A 13,214-nucleotide genomic window follows, 5' to 3' on the forward strand; every position below is an offset into this window, starting at 1 on the left:
GGCACAGGAGGCGCGATGTCCGTACACCGGCTCACTCTCGGGGACGTCCTGGCCGAGCACCGGCGCTCCCGGCCGCTCGGCACCGCCGTCGTGGACGGCGAGGTGCGGCTCACCTACCCCGAGCTGGACGACCGGGTGAACCGCCTGGCGGCCGCGCTGGCGGCCGACGGGGTCGGGACCGGCGACCGGGTCCTGTGGCTCGGCCAGAACTCCTTCCGGGTGCTGGAGCTGCTGCTGGCCGCCGCGCGGCTCGGCGCGGTCTGCTGCCCGGCCAACTGGCGGCAGAGCGCGGACGAGCTGGCCTACGTCCTGGACGACCTCACCCCCCGGGTCGTGGTCTGGGAGGAGTCGGAGGCGGTCGAGAAGGCGCGCGGGCAGGTGCCGCCGGACGCGCGCTGGGTGAAGTCCGGCACGGAGTACGAGGAGTACCTGACCGGCGACGCGCCCGAACCCGCCGTCGAGGTGGACGACGGCGCGCCGGTGCTCGCGCTGTACACCGCCGCGTTCGACGGCCGTCCCAACGCCGCGCTGCTCAGCCACGCCGCGCTGGTCGCGCACAACATGTCGCTGCTGCACATGCGGCAGATGGAGGACGGCTTCGCGTTCCTGGCGTGCGGGCCGATGTTCCACGTGGGCACGATGATGTTCACGCTGGCCACCTTCCAGATCGGCGGCAAGGTCGTGGTGACCCCGGCCTACGAGCCGAACGAGGTGTGCCGCCTGATCGAGGCCGAGCAGTGCACCCAGGCGTTCCTGTTCGGCCCGATGATCGACGGGCTGGTGGAGGCCAACTCCGGCGGCCGCCACGACCTGTCGTCGTTGCGCTTCGTCTCGCACTCCCCCGAGTGGGACGAGATGATCACTGTGGACGACAGCCCGTGGTGCGCCTCCAAGATGGGCGGCTACGGGCAGACCGAGGTCGGCGGGATGTTGACCTTCCTCGGCCTCGGCATGGGCGGCGCGGGCCACGCGGGCCGCCCGTCCCCGCTGGTGCACGTGCGGCTGCTGGACGCGGCCGGGGCGGAGGTTCCGGCGGGCGAGGTCGGCGAGATCTGCGCGCGCGGCCACAACCTGTTCTCCGGCTACTGGAACCGCCCCGAGCTGAACGCCGCCAAGGCCGCCGGGGGCTGGCACCACACCGGCGACCTCGGCCGCCGCGAGCCGGACGGCACCCTCACCTTCATCGGCCCGAAGCTGCGCATGATCAAGTCGGCCAACGAGAACATCTACCCGGCCGAGGTGGAGCGCGCGCTGAAGAGCCACCCCGCCGTCGCGGACGCGGCGGTGATCGGCGTGCCCGACGAGCGGTTCGGCCAGTCGCCGAAGGCGGTCGTGGTGCTGAAGGACGGGCGGGACGCGACCGCCGAGCAGATCGTCGAGCACGTGCGCGGCGAGATCGCCTCGTACAAGAAGCCGCGCGAGGTCGTGTTCGTGGAGTCGATCCCGAAGAAGGGCTACACCCCCGACTACGACGCGCTGGACGAGGCGCACGGCGGCGGCGCCTACCCCGGCGCGTGAGCGGCGCGCGGGACCACGGATGCGGCCGTGGTCCCGCGCCTCTCTCAGAGGACGGCCAGGGGGTTGATCGGGCTGGCGGTGCCGCCCTCGATCCGCAGGGGCGCGGCCACGAACAGGAAGTCGGTGCGTCCGGTCGCGGCCAGCTCCTCCAGCCAGAGCATCTCCGCCAGATGGATGCCGTGCCGCCACAGCAGGATCATGTGGAGGTCGTCGGCGAGGCCCTCGTCGGCGAGCTGGTGCTCGTTGAGGCCGCCGATCGCGGCGTTGTCGCTGGCCACCATGCACACGTCGCGTTCGGCGAGCCAGCGCCCGGCATCGGCGTCCAGGCCGGGCTGGCCTGCCCAGTAGGCGTCGGGGCCGTCCTGCCAGACCAGCGGCCAGCCCGTCCGGACGACGGCGACGTCACCGGGGCGCAGTTCCACATCGGCGGCCTCCAGGTCTTCGGGGCTGATCCGGTCTCCTGCTTCCAGGTGGGGCACGCCGCGCAGTGCGGGCACGTCGAACAGCACGCCGCGCGCGACGACCGGGCCCGCCTTGTCGATCCCGCAACGTCCGGCCCCGTAGGAGCGCACGCGTCCGGCCGGGTGGCCGTTGTACAGCTCGTCGCCCGACCACATGTGGCACAGCGCGTCCATGTGGGTCGTGGTGCCGTGCGGGGTGACCACCAGGGCGTCGTCGGCCATCTTCAGGCCCGCGCCGATCGCCCGCGTCCCGGCCGCGTAGTCGCCGCCGTCCACCGACATGAAGTGTTGCGGCAGCGGCCGTCCCCTCAGGTGCGGGACGGTCGTCGGGGCGGGCGAGGACGTCGCGCCCCGGATGGGCAGCGACAGGCTGAGCGCCCGGCCCTCCCGCACGCATCCGGCCGCTGCGACGACGGTCTCGGGCGTGAGCAGGTTGAGGGCCCCGCGCTCGTCGGCGGCACCCCAGCGACCCCAGTTGTTGGACTCTTCGAGCATGATTCGGTTCAGACCTTCCGGTGAAAGGACCGCATATGAGTGATTTGGTACAAGGTTTCTGCGACCCCGCGTTCACGGCCGTCCGCGAGGTGTTCGAGCGGAACTTCGCCGAGGGGCGCGAGTTCGGCGCGGCCATCGCGGTGTACGCCGGGGACCGCAAGGTCGTGGACCTGTGGGGCGGGGTGGCCGACCGCCGTACCGGCCGCGAGTGGCGGGCCGACACGCCCTGTTTCGGGTTCTCCTGCACCAAGGCGGTGACGGCGACGGCGGCGCTCTTGCTGGCCGAACGCGGCGTCGTCGACCTGGACGGCCCGGTGACGGCGTGGTGGCCGGAGTTCGGCGCCAACGGCAAGGAGGGCGCGACCGCCGCCCACCTGCTGTCCCACCAGGTAGGTCTGCCCGCTTTCGCCCGCCCCGTGACCGCCGAGGAGGCCGCCGACACCGCCGCCCGCGCCGACGAGCTGGCGGCCCAGGCCCCCGAATGGGAACCGGGCACCGCGCACGGCTACCACGCGCTGACCTACGGCTGGCTGGCCGGGGAGATCGTCCGCCGCAACGCCGGGGTGCCGGTGGGCGAGTTCGTCGCGCGCGAGTTCACCGGTGACCTGGACCTGTGGATCGGCGCCCCCGACGACGTCATCGAGCGGGCCGCCAAGCTGGCCGCCAGCAGGGAGAACCACAACGAGACCGGACCGGACGTCCCGCAGGCGGTGGACGACGACGCCCTCGGCCGCCTCGCCAACGCCTACCTCGACGCGGCCAGCCCGATGAACCGCTCCCTCAACAACCCCAAGCCGGGCAAGGGCGGCTTCAACAACCCCGTGGTGCTGCGCGCGGGCTGGCCGTCCGCCGGGATGATCGCGACGGCCCCCGCGTTCGCCGCCTTCTACCGCGACCTGATCGCGGGCCACATCATCGCCCCGGAGACGTTGCGCGAGGCGACGCGCGCGCACGCGAGCGGCCCCGACCGCACGCTGGAGGTCGACACCGCCTTCGGCCTGGGCTTCATGCTCCCGGCGATGACGTTCTTCACCCCCGAGCCGGGCCGCGCGAGCGCGTTCGGCCACACCGGCGCGGGCGGCTCCCTCGGCTTCGCCGACCCGGCGGCGGACCTGGCGCTGGCCTACCTGCCCAACCGGATGGGCGACCAGCTGTCGGGCGACCTGCGCGCCTACCGCCTGGTCGAGGCCGCCTACACGTCCCTCGCCTGACCTCAATGCATCGTGATCCCGCCGCTGACCGACACCGTCTGGCCGGTGATGTACCCGGCGCGGTCGGTGCACAGGAAGGCGACCAGGCCCGCGACGTCGTCCGGGCGGCCGATGCGGCGCAGCGGGATCTGCCTGGCGAGCTTGTCGAGCAGGCCCGGGTGCCGCTCGGCGACCGCCTGGACCATCGGGGTGTCGGTCGGGCCGGGGCACACCACGTTGCTGGTGACCCCGCCCCGGGCGGCCTCCCGGGCCAGGGTCTTGGCCAGGCCGAACAGACCCGCCTTGGTGGCGGCGTAGGCGCCCTCGCCGCCCGATCCGGCGCGGGCGCCGTCGGAGGAGACGAAGACCAGGCGGCCCCAGCCGCGGTCGGTCATGCCGGGCAGCAGGGCCCTGGTGAGCTGCATCGGGGCGCGCAGGTTGATCTTCCACATCAGGTCCCAGTGCGCCGGGTCGCTGGTGGTGAACGGCTCCACGACGCTGACCCCGGCGTTGTGCACCAGGACGTCCGCGGGCCCGGCCTCGGCGGTGAAGCGGTCGATGTCGGCGGGGTCGGCGAGGTCCACGCGGTGCGCGACGCCGCCGACCTCCCCCGCCAGCTTCTCGGCGGCGGGCAGGTCCAGGTCGGCGACGACGACCCGCGCGCCCAGCGACGCCAGGTCGGCGCAGATCGCGCGGCCGATGCCGCCCGCGCCCCCGGTGACCAGGGCGGTGCGGCCGGTCAGGCTCATCCCGTCCATATGCGGACGACCTCCTCGGTGGTGGCGCGGGCGGCGAGCAGGCTGACGGTGTTGGCGAGCACGGCGTCGCCGTACTCGGCGGGCGTCCCGGCGACGGCGTCGGCCAGCACGACCACGCGGTAGCCGAGGGCGACCGCCTCCGAGCACAGGCCCGGGATGCCGAGGTTGAGCGACAGGCCCGCCGCCACGACGGTGCGCACGCCCATCGACCGCAACGTCTGGTCCAGGGAGGTGCCGGTGAACGGCGTGAAGCCGTGGTAGCGGCGCGACTCCAGGTCGGCGGGGTCGGCCAGCTCGGGCAGGACCTCGATCGCGCCGGTGCCCTCCAGCATGTGCGCGGGGTCCTTGAGCAGGCCCTTGAGGAAGGGGGTGTTGTCGGTGTGGCTCCCTCTGCGGTCGGCGCGGAAGGCGGCCGTGCACTGCACGACGGGCACTCCGGCCGCGCGGGCGGCGGTCGCGGCGCGGGCCGCGGCGCGCGTCACGCCGCGCTCGGCGCAGGTCTTCACCAGGTCGGGGAACTTGGCCAGGTCGCCGGCCACACCGCGCTGCATCTCCATCACCAGCAGCGCGGTGTGCCGGGGGGCCGCCAGGTCGGCGAGATCTATCGGCACGGGCCCACGATAGATGACCTAGCACTTGCTTGGGTAGCGACACGGTGCACGGACGGTCGCCGCCGGGCGATAACGTGCGGTTCATGGAGGTACGCGACCTGCACGAGTGGCCCGCGACGATCGCGGAGGCCGAGGCCGTCCAGGACCGGCTGCGGCCGCTGCTCGACCTGGCCGGGCCCGGCCCGCAGGAGCCGCGCACCGTCGCGGGGCTGGACGTGTCGTACGCCGGGGACGGCGGCGGCGCGGGCGCGCGGCTCGCGGCGGCCGTGGTGGTGCTCGACGTCGCGACGCTGGAGGTCGTCGAGGAGTCGGTGGTGACGGGGACGGCCGCGTTCCCCTACGTGCCGGGCCTGTTCGCCTTCCGGGAGCTGCCCGCGCTGATGGAGGCGCTGCGCGGCCTCACCACCACCCCTGACCTGCTGGTCTGCGACGGTTACGGGGTGGCGCATCCGCGCCGGTTCGGGCTGGCGTGCCATCTGGGAGTACTGACGGGCCTGCCGACGCTGGGCGTGGGCAAGACCGCGTTCGTCGGCGAGCACGAGCCGCCCGGCGAGCGGCGCGGCGACTCCAGCCCCCTGATCGACGGCGGCGAGGTCGTCGGCCGGGCGCTGCGGACGCGCGACGGCGTCAAGCCGGTGTTCGTGTCGGCCGGGCACCGCGTCGACCTCGCCACCGCCTGCCGCCACGTCCTGGCGCTGGCCCCCGAGTACCGGCTGCCGGAGACGACGCGGCGCGCGGACCGGCTGTCGCGCGACGCGCTCGCCCGCCCCTAGCGAAGAGCACGCCATACACCCCAAAAGGGACTCTTGTCCGCCAACCAAGCGTGCGCTAGGTTGGCTCGCGATGGACCAGCCGCGTTCCGCACCCGCCTCCGCACCGGTGCCAGCCCCACGCCCCAGCCCCCTCACGGCCCCCTACTGGGACGCCTGCCGGCGCGGCGAACTCGCAGTTCAGCGGTGCTCCGGATGCGGCCGGCACGTGCACTTCCCCGAACCCTCCTGCCCGTACTGCGGTAGCACCGACCTGCCGTACACGGCGGTCTCCGGGCACGGTGTGGTGCACACCTTCAGCGTCGTGCACCGCACCTTCCTGCCCGGCTTCGAGCCGCCCTACGTCGTCGCCTGGATCGACCTCCCCGAGGGCGCCCGGGTCTTCGGCGACGTGACCGGCTGCCCGCCCGAGGACGTCCGGATCGGGATGCCCGTGCGGGTGCACTTCACCGACCTCGACGGCTTCGGCCCGCTGCCCCACTGGAGGCCCGCACCATGACCCGGATCGGCAATGTCCTCTACGGCGCCGAGGACGTGGACGCGGCGGTCCGCTTCTACCGCGACGGCCTCGGCCTGGCGGTGAAGTTCCAGGACGGCGGCCGGTTCGCGGCGCTGGACGGCGGCGGCGTCACCTTCGCCATCGCCGGTCCCGAGGAGGACGTCACCGGCGGCGAGCCCGCGGTGTCGTTCAAGGTCGAGGACGTGGCCGCGACCGCCGAGCGCCTCACCGCCGCCGGGGCCGTGCTCGTCCGGGGCCCCGAGGAGGGTCCGCACGAGATCCGCGCGGTGCTCCGCGACCCCGCCGGGAACCCGATCGTCATCTACGCCGCCCGCCCGCAGTCCTGACGTCCCCCGCCGCCCGTCCCCCACCCCAGCCGGTAGCCGAAGGAGCCGAGCCGTGGCGCGAGAGAACTCCCCCTTCACCAACTACGCCTACGCGATCCTCACCGCCAACGCGCTGCGCACGCCCGACAAGGTGGCGCTCACCTACTGCGGCGACCAGAGCTTCACCTACGACCGGCTCAACCGCAGGGTCAACCGCGTCGCGCACGCGCTGCTGGCCGCCGGGGTCGAACCCGGCGCGCGGGTCGCGTCGCTGATGAACGAGACCCTGCACGTCGCCGAGGTCTACCTCGCCCAGATGAAGATCGGCTCGACGGTCGCCGCGCTCAACCCGTACTGGCCGGCCGACACGCTGCGGCAGGTGGTCGAGCAGTCCGAGTGCACCGCGTTCGTCTACGACGCGACCGTGGCGAAGCTGGTCGAGGAGATCCGGCCCCAACTGCCCAACATCAAGTTGTGGTTGCGGGTGGGCGGCGCGGGCCCCGACACCGTGGACCTGGACGCGCTCGCCGAGAGCGCGAGCGAGGCCGAGCCGCCGCTCGGCGGGTTCGGCGACGACCTGCTGGCGCTGTTCTACACCTCCGGCACCACCGGCCTGCCCAAGGCCGTCATGCACACGCACTTCAGCTCGCTGGCCAGCGCGCAGATCTGGCTGGACGTGGACCGCGACCAGGACTCGGTGATGGGCACCGGCGCGATCATCTGGGGCATCGGGTTCCCGGCGCTGGTCGGCCCGGCCTTCTACGCGGGCATGACGCTGGTGCTGGAGCAGGACTGGGGCCCGGCGAACTTCCTGGCGGTGGTGCCGCGCGAGCGCGTCACCCACGTCAGCCTGATCCCGAGCTTCTTCTCGGCGCTGCTGGGCTCCGACGACCACGCCGAGGCCGACCTGTCGTCGCTGAAGGCGATCGTGCTGGGCGGCGAGCCGCTGCTGCCGGGCCTGCGCGAGCGCATCATGAAGCGGCTGCCCGGCGCGTCGATCTACAGCTACTACGGGCAGACCGAGGCGCCCTACACCTGCTTCGGCCGCCAGGACGACGGCAGCCAGGACATCTCGTCGGTCGGCCGGGCCCGCATGTCGTGCGCGGTGCGCGTCACCGACCCGGCCGGGAACCGCGTCGTCGGCGAGGTCGGCGAGATCAACCTCAACGGCCCCAACGTGATGGCCGGGTACGACGGGCTGCCCGGCAAGACCGCCGACGTGCTGCGCGACGGCTGGTACGTGGGCGGCGACCTCGGCCGCATGGACGGCGACGGTTTCCTGTACGTGCTGGGCCGCCGCGAGGACGCCATCCTCAAGGGCGCGCAGTGGTCGCAGCCGGTGGAGATCGAGGAGGCCGCGATCGAGGTGCCCGGCGTCGCCGAGGCCGGCGCGGTCGGCGTGCCCGCCCACCCCGAGGGCCAGGACGCCGCCGAGCAGCGGATCCTGCTGGCGGTCGTGCCGCGCGCGGGCGTCGAGCTGGACGGCGAGGCGGTGCGCGCCGCGCTGTCGCAGCGGCTGCCCGCGCACCAGGTGCCCGACGCCGTCGTGATCGCGGACGAGCTGCCGCACACCCAGGACGCCTCCGGCGGTCCCGGCAAGCTGCTGCGGCGCGGGATCCGCGACCGGTACGCCGACCGCGCGAGCTGAACGGGAGCCCGATGACCCCCCTGCCGGAACATGTCGTCAAAACGTGGATCTCCGGGTTCGGGATCGGCGTGCCGCGCGGCGCGACCGCCCCGGACCCGGGATCGGTGGAGACCTCCGCCGCGGGACTGACCCCTCCGCTGGTGGTGAAGGCGTACGGTCCCGGACTCCTCCACAAGAGCGACGCCGGGGCCGTGCGCCTCGGGCTCGGCTCGGCGCGCGCGGCGGCCGGCGCCGCCGCCGCGATGCTGGCCTCGCTGGACGCCCAGGGCATCGTGCCCGACGGGTTCCTGGTCGAGGAGCAGGCCGCGCCCGGCGTGGAGATGATCGTGGGCGCGGTGCGCGACCCTGCGTTCGGCCCGGTACTGCTGGCCGGGCTCGGCGGGGTGTGGACCGAGGTGTTGCGCGACACCGCGCTGCGGCTGGCCCCGATCACCGAGGACGACGCCCGCGCGATGCTGGCCGGGCTGCGCGGCGCGGCGCTGCTGGACGGCTTCCGGGGCGGGCCCGCCGTGGACCGGGACGCGCTGGTCAAGGTGCTGCTGGCGGTCAGCGAGGCCGTCGCCTCCCTGGGCGGCGACTGGACCGAGTTCGAGCTGAACCCGGTCATCTGCGGGCCCGACGGCGTCACCGCCGTGGACGCGCGGCTGATCGGCTCCATCGGCGCGAACGGCACGACCGGCGCGGCCCCCGTCCCGGCGGCCCCGTTCGACCGGCTGTTCGCGCCGCGCGGCGTCGCGGTCGTGGGGGCGTCCACCAGGCGGCCCAACTTCGGGAACATGTTCCTCGGCTTCTACCGGGCCGCCGGGTTCAAGGGACGCCTGGTCGCGGTGCACCCGACCACCGCCGAGATCGACGGCGTGCCGTGCGTGCCGTCGCTGGCCGAGGCGGGCCCCGACGTGGACTACGCGCTGGTCGCGGTGCCCGCCGCGCAGTGCCCCGACGTCGTGCGGCAGGCGCGCGGCGTGCCGTTCGTGCAGGTCATGAGCGGCGGGTTCCGCGAGATGGGACAGCCGGAGCTGGAGGAGGAGCTGCTGGCGGCCGCGCGGGAGGCGGGCGTGCGGCTGCTCGGCCCCAACTGCATGGGCGTCTACTCCCCCGCCGGGGGCCAGACCTTCATCGGCGGGGAGCCCGGCGGGCCCGGCCGGATCGCGGTGGTGTCGCAGAGCGGGGGCCTGGCCGGGGAGGTCATCAAGGTCGGCGAGCGGCGCGGCCTGGCGTTCTCCAAGGTCGCCACGGTCGGCAACAGCGCCGACGTGACGCCCGCCGAGCTGCTGCGCTACCTGGCGTCCGACCCCGACACCCGCGCGGTCGGCCTGTACCTGGAGGACCCGCGCGACGGGCGCGGCCTGTTCGAGGCGCTGCGCGGGCTCGGCAAACCGGCCGTCGCGCTGATCGGCGGGCGCAGCGCGCAGGGCGGCCGGGCCGCCGCGTCGCACACCGGCGGCATGGTCAGCGACTCCCGGATCTGGCCCGCGCTCGCCGAGCAGGCCGGGATCAGCCTCGTGACCAGCCAGGATGACCTGATCGGCGTGCTGGACCTGTTCGACCTGCACGGCGCGCGGACGGCCCCCGGCACGCCCGAGATCCTGGTGATCGGGCCGAGCGGCGGGGCCAGCGTGCTGGCCGCCGACGTGTTCGACGCCGCCGGGCTCCGGCTCGACGCGTTGCCGGAGGCGGCGCGCGAGGCGCTGCGCGGTCTCGGGCTGGGCGCGGGCAGCTCGCTGGCCAACCCGCTGGAGATCCCGGTGGGGCCGCGCGGCAATCCGGACCTGGTGCGGCACGCGGTGGCCGCGATCCTGGCCGAGGGCGCGTTCGCCGACGTCATCGCGCACGTCAACGTGCAGAGCTTCTTCACCTTCGGCGACAGCGCCGACCCGCTGCTGGCCTACACGCGCAGCGTCGGGGCGCTCCAGGCGGAGACGCCCGGCACGCGGATCACGCTGGTGGTGCGCAACGCCGAGTGCGCGCCGCCCGGGGTGGAGGACGCCGTCCGGGAGATCGCCCGGGCGGCCGGCGTTCCGGTGTACCGGAGCATGGAGGCCGCCGCGGTCGCGGTGGCCGCGGGCAAACGATATGCGGCGAGGAGCGTTGATGGGGCGGCTTGACGGCAAGGTGGCGCTGGTCACCGGCGGGGCGCGCGGCATGGGCAAGGCGCACGTGCGGCGCTTCGTGGACGAGGGCGCCAGGGTCGTCTTCGGCGACGTCCTGGAGGAGGAGGGCGCCAAGCTGGCCGCCGACCTCGGGGACGCGGCGCGGTTCGTGCGCATGGACGTGACCGATCCCGCCGACTGGGAACGTGCGGTGACCACGGCGGTGGAGGCGTTCGGCGGCCTGCACGTGCTGGTCAACAACGCGGGCATCCTGCGGCACAAGACCATCGAGGAGATGTCGCTCGACGAGTTCCGCCAGGTCATCGACGTGAACCTGCTGGGCCAGTGGCTCGGCGTGAAGTCGGTGACGGCCGCGCTGCGCGAGGCGGGCGGCGGGTCGATCATCAACGTGTCGTCCACCGAGGGCTTCATCGGCGCGTCCGGGCTGGCGGCCTACAGCGCCAGCAAGTTCGGCGTGCGGGGGCTGACGAAGGCGGCGGCGCGCGAGCTGGGCCAGTACGGCATCCGCGTCAACTCGATCCACCCCGGCGGCATCATCACCTCGATGTCGATGCAGGAGGACGTGGTCAACGCGACGGCCGCGCGCGCCGAGGCGCTGATCGAGGGCCTGCCGCTGAAGCGGCTCGGCAACACCAGGGAGGTGTCGGGGCTGGTGGTGTACCTGGCGTCCGACGAGTCCTCGTACTGCACGGGCAGCGAGGTGCTGGTGGACGGCGGCCTGGTGACCGGCTCCGGGTACTGACGCGTCGGGGCGGCCCGGCTGCCGGGCCGCCCCTGCACGGTCAGGAGGAGGGACGGCGCTCGGTCCAGCCCTCGACGGCCTCCAGCTGGGCGGCGAGGGAGATCAGCGTGGCCTCGTCGGAGTCGTGGCCGAGCAGCTGCGCGCCGATGGGCAGGCCGTCCTCGCTGAACCCGGCGGGCACGTTGACGCCGGGCCAGCCCAGGACGTTCCAGGGCCAGCCGTAGGGGCAGGCGGCCGCGACGCCCGACTGCGTCTTCTGGTAGCCCGCGCCGTCGTAGAACCCGACCTTGGACGGGAGCTGCGCGGTGGTGGGGGTGAGCACGACGTCGGCGTACCGGAAGATGCTCCCGGCGCGCCGCTGGAGGTAGGGGTCCATCCGCCGCGCGAGGGGCAGCAGGCGGCGCCCGACCAGCCGTCCGATCTTGGCCTCGACCTCGGTGCGGACCTCGGGCTCGGCGTTCGGCATGGCGTCGAGCCATTCGGCGACACCGGCGGTGCCGCGCGGGACGAGGCCCATGAACATGGGGCCGTAGTCGGGGTCGGCGGGGAAGACCTTGTGGCCCAGCTCGGTGAGGCGGCGCGCGAGGCGCTGGACGGCGAGGCGGATCTCGGGGTCGAGCTTGTTGGTCATGCCGAAGGCGGTCTTGAAGGAGACGGCGACGCGCAACCGGCCGGGCTCCCTCCGAGCCGCCTCGACGAACGGCGTCACCGGGGCGTCCAGCCGGTAGGCGTCCTCCAGGTGGCTGCCCGCGAGGACGTCCAGCAGCAGCGCCGCGTCCTCGACGCTGCGGGCGATGGGCCCCCACACGGTGATGCCCTTGAAGGGGTCGCGGTGCGGGAAGCCGGAGACGCGCCCGCGCTGGGGCTTGATGCCGACGAGTCCCGTCCAGGCGGCGGGGATGCGGATCGACCCGGCCCCGTCGGACCCGACGGCCGCGGCGACCATCCCCGCCGCGACGGCCGCCGCCGACCCGCCGCTGGAGCCGCCGGGGGTGTAGTCGGGGTTCCAGGGGTTGCGGGCGCAGCCGAATCCGGGCGACTCGCTGAAGGGCCAGAGGCCGATCTCGCAGGTGGTGGTCTTGCCGACGATGACGGCCCCGGCGGCCCGCAGCTTGCGGACCTGCTCGGCGTCCTCGGCGACCGGCTGATGATCGCCCTTGACGGCGAACGGCGTGGTCTCGCCCGCGATGTCGGTGTCGTCCTTGATGGCGACCGGGACGCCGAGCAGCGGCAGCCGCTCCCCCGCGGCCAGCCGCCGGTCGGCCTCGCGCGCCTCCTCGCGTGCGGCCTCGGCCCGCACGACGCGGAAGGCGCCGAGGGAGTCCCGCTCGGCGATGCGCGCCAGCGAGTGCTCGACCAGCTCGGCGGCCGAGACCTTTCCGGCGGCCAGCGCCGCCGCCTGCCCGACAAGCCCGAGATCGTCCACGTCGTCCACCCCATCACGTATCGTTCGTTCGAACGAACGATAAAGGAGTCCCGCGCGATGGGGAAGACTTGAGCCGGTGAGCAGCACACCCCGCGACCGCATCCTGCACGCCACCCTGCGCCTGATCGGCGAGCAGGGCGTCGGCGCCGTGACCAACCGGGCCGTGGCGCGCTCGGCGGGCGTCTCCCTGGGGTCGCTGACCTACCACTTCCCGAGCCAGACGGACCTGCTGCGCGAGACGTTGCAGACCTTCGTGGACGCGGAGATCGAGCGGATCACGGCCCACGTGACGCGGCTGCGCGAGGCGGGCCTGGACCCGGACCGGGCGGCCGACGAGGTGGAGAAGGCGATCATCGACTTCGCCGACGGCCCGGCGCAGATCGCGAACCTGGAACTGCACCTGCACGCGGCGCGGGACGCGGACGTGCGGACGACGGCGGTGCGGTCGGTGGAGGCGTACGACCGGCTGGCGACGGCGGTGCTGGCGGCCCTGGAGATCCCGGACCCGGAACGGCACGCACCGGCGGTGGTGGCGATGTTGTACGGGCTGGCGGTGCGACGACTGGCGACGGGCGACACGTCGGCGGCGGGAACGGCGGACGCGTTCCGGACGTTGCTGCGGGGGGCACTGGACACGGGGCCGTGATTCAGCCTTTCCG

At 74.0% G+C, this 13,214-nt stretch carries 13 protein-coding genes; 9 read left to right on the forward strand and 4 right to left on the reverse strand.

Annotation, left to right across the window (positions count from 1 at the left end; all coding sequences use genetic code 11):
* Positions 1-15: 15 nt before the first annotated feature.
* Complete coding sequence (locus tag AH6_RS20335) at positions 16-1,518, forward strand: AMP-binding protein (protein WP_067482177.1); 1,503 nt, start codon at positions 16-18, stop codon at positions 1,516-1,518.
* Positions 1,519-1,562: 44 nt separating this feature from the next.
* Here AH6_RS20335 and AH6_RS20340 read toward each other — a convergent pair whose 3' ends face one another.
* Positions 1,563-2,474 (reverse strand): cyclase family protein, encoded by a 912-nt coding sequence (locus tag AH6_RS20340; protein ID WP_067482179.1) that lies wholly within the window; start codon positions 2,472-2,474, stop codon positions 1,563-1,565.
* Positions 2,475-2,509: 35 nt separating this feature from the next.
* On the opposite strand from AH6_RS20340, the gene AH6_RS20345 reads away from it, so the two are divergent.
* Positions 2,510-3,685: a serine hydrolase domain-containing protein gene (locus AH6_RS20345; protein ID WP_067482181.1), complete on the forward strand. Its 1,176-nt coding sequence runs from the start codon at positions 2,510-2,512 to the stop codon at positions 3,683-3,685.
* 2 nt (positions 3,686-3,687) lie between these two features.
* Here the strand turns inward: AH6_RS20345 and AH6_RS20350 are convergent, their stop codons facing one another.
* Positions 3,688-4,422: an SDR family NAD(P)-dependent oxidoreductase gene (locus AH6_RS20350; protein ID WP_067482183.1), complete on the reverse strand. Its 735-nt coding sequence runs from the start codon at positions 4,420-4,422 to the stop codon at positions 3,688-3,690.
* Positions 4,410-5,033: an isochorismatase family protein gene (locus AH6_RS20355; protein ID WP_067482184.1), complete on the reverse strand. Its 624-nt coding sequence runs from the start codon at positions 5,031-5,033 to the stop codon at positions 4,410-4,412. Before AH6_RS20355 ends, AH6_RS20350 begins: the two co-directional genes overlap by 13 nt.
* A gap of 83 nt (positions 5,034-5,116) precedes the next feature.
* On the opposite strand from AH6_RS20355, the gene nfi reads away from it, so the two are divergent.
* The 6 genes from nfi (at position 5,117) to AH6_RS20385 (ending at position 11,129) form a co-directional block, all read left to right on the forward strand.
* Positions 5,117-5,806: a deoxyribonuclease V gene (nfi, locus tag AH6_RS20360; protein ID WP_067482186.1), complete on the forward strand. Its 690-nt coding sequence runs from the start codon at positions 5,117-5,119 to the stop codon at positions 5,804-5,806.
* Positions 5,807-5,876: 70 nt separating this feature from the next.
* A complete protein-coding gene (locus AH6_RS20365) occupies positions 5,877-6,302 on the forward strand; it encodes a Zn-ribbon domain-containing OB-fold protein (RefSeq protein WP_067482188.1) in 426 nt (141 codons plus the stop codon).
* The gene (locus AH6_RS20370) at positions 6,299-6,649 is read left to right on the forward strand and encodes a VOC family protein (protein ID WP_067482190.1); all 351 of its coding nucleotides are present in this window, start codon (positions 6,299-6,301) and stop codon (positions 6,647-6,649) included. The genes AH6_RS20365 and AH6_RS20370 overlap by 4 nt, the downstream gene beginning before the upstream one ends.
* 52 nt (positions 6,650-6,701) lie before the next feature.
* Entirely contained in the window at positions 6,702-8,276 is a 1,575-nt protein-coding gene (locus AH6_RS20375) for a class I adenylate-forming enzyme family protein (RefSeq protein WP_067482192.1), read from the forward strand.
* Positions 8,277-8,287: 11 nt separating this feature from the next.
* The gene (locus tag AH6_RS20380) at positions 8,288-10,381 is read left to right on the forward strand and encodes an acetate--CoA ligase family protein (RefSeq protein WP_067482194.1); all 2,094 of its coding nucleotides are present in this window, start codon (positions 8,288-8,290) and stop codon (positions 10,379-10,381) included.
* Complete coding sequence (locus tag AH6_RS20385; RefSeq protein WP_067482196.1) at positions 10,368-11,129, forward strand: glucose 1-dehydrogenase; 762 nt, start codon at positions 10,368-10,370, stop codon at positions 11,127-11,129. The genes AH6_RS20380 and AH6_RS20385 overlap by 14 nt, the downstream gene beginning before the upstream one ends.
* Positions 11,130-11,169: 40 nt before the next feature.
* Here the strand turns inward: AH6_RS20385 and AH6_RS20390 are convergent, their stop codons facing one another.
* On the reverse strand, positions 11,170-12,555 hold the full coding sequence (locus AH6_RS20390; RefSeq protein ID WP_067482202.1) for an amidase: 1,386 nt from the start codon (positions 12,553-12,555) through the stop codon (positions 11,170-11,172).
* Between the two features lie 76 nt (positions 12,556-12,631).
* On the opposite strand from AH6_RS20390, the gene AH6_RS20395 reads away from it, so the two are divergent.
* Positions 12,632-13,201, forward strand: coding sequence for a TetR/AcrR family transcriptional regulator (locus AH6_RS20395; RefSeq protein WP_067482198.1), 570 nt, complete (start codon positions 12,632-12,634; stop codon positions 13,199-13,201).
* Positions 13,202-13,214: the final 13 nt, after the last annotated feature.

The sequence above is a fragment of the Actinomadura hibisca NBRC 15177 genome, from assembly GCF_001552635.1.
GTDB lineage: Bacteria > Actinomycetota > Actinomycetes > Streptosporangiales > Streptosporangiaceae > Spirillospora > Spirillospora hibisca.

What these genes read in the sequence shown, in the direction of transcription:
- AH6_RS20385 (WP_067482196.1), top strand. Translation starts at nt 10,368, where the DNA reads ATGGGGCGGCTTGACGGCAAGGTGGCGCTGGTCACCGGCGGGGCGCGC.
- AH6_RS20335 (WP_067482177.1), top strand. Translation starts at nt 16, where the DNA reads ATGTCCGTACACCGGCTCACTCTCGGGGACGTCCTGGCCGAGCACCGG.
- AH6_RS20350 (WP_067482183.1), bottom strand. Translation starts at nt 4,422, where the DNA reads ATGGACGGGATGAGCCTGACCGGCCGCACCGCCCTGGTCACCGGGGGC.
- AH6_RS20365 (WP_067482188.1), top strand. Translation starts at nt 5,877, where the DNA reads ATGGACCAGCCGCGTTCCGCACCCGCCTCCGCACCGGTGCCAGCCCCA.
- AH6_RS20370 (WP_067482190.1), top strand. Translation starts at nt 6,299, where the DNA reads ATGACCCGGATCGGCAATGTCCTCTACGGCGCCGAGGACGTGGACGCG.
- AH6_RS20380 (WP_067482194.1), top strand. Translation starts at nt 8,288, where the DNA reads ATGACCCCCCTGCCGGAACATGTCGTCAAAACGTGGATCTCCGGGTTC.
- nfi (WP_067482186.1), top strand. Translation starts at nt 5,117, where the DNA reads ATGGAGGTACGCGACCTGCACGAGTGGCCCGCGACGATCGCGGAGGCC.
- AH6_RS20340 (WP_067482179.1), bottom strand. Translation starts at nt 2,474, where the DNA reads ATGCTCGAAGAGTCCAACAACTGGGGTCGCTGGGGTGCCGCCGACGAG.
- AH6_RS20345 (WP_067482181.1), top strand. Translation starts at nt 2,510, where the DNA reads ATGAGTGATTTGGTACAAGGTTTCTGCGACCCCGCGTTCACGGCCGTC.